Consider the following 482-nt stretch of genomic DNA (forward strand, 5'->3'; position numbering starts at 1 on the left):
CTCGCCGCCGAAACCGTCGGCACCAACCAGAACCAGATTCTCTGGAAGGAAGTGTCCACGGGCCGCTTCCACTTCTGGTCGCTCGACGGCAACTGGAACTACGCCTCCGCCGGACCCATCGTCTCTCCCACCAGTTCCACCGGCCTGCAGCTTCAGCAACAGTTCATGGTCAATGCCACCGGCACGCCCCTGACCAGCCAACCCCCAACCACCACCTCCACGACCACCACCACGACCACGACCACGACCACCAGCAGCGCGCTTCAGGTGATCGATCCCAACGGCGCGGTCCGGCTGCTGCGGGACACCAGCAACGACCTGGTCTCCGTTCAGATGAACGGCGTCACATCCGCCGTCCGCAGGAGCGGCGCCCAGATCAGGGCCGGTCAGTTCAGCGGTTGGCAGATCCTCGCCGCCGAAACCGTCGGCACCAACCAGAACCAGATTCTCTGGAAGGAAGTGTCCACGGGCCGCTTCCACTT

At 64.3% G+C, this 482-nt stretch carries 1 protein-coding gene; it reads left to right on the top strand.

Going from position 1 to position 482, the window contains the following annotated elements:
* A partial coding sequence (locus KUG38_RS16800) for a hypothetical protein (RefSeq protein ID WP_216923557.1) occupies positions 1-482 on the top strand: 482 nt, incomplete at both ends.

The organism is Synechococcus sp. CCAP 1479/9 (genome assembly GCF_019038535.1).
In the GTDB taxonomy this organism is placed as follows: domain Bacteria; phylum Cyanobacteriota; class Cyanobacteriia; order PCC-6307; family Cyanobiaceae; genus Cyanobium.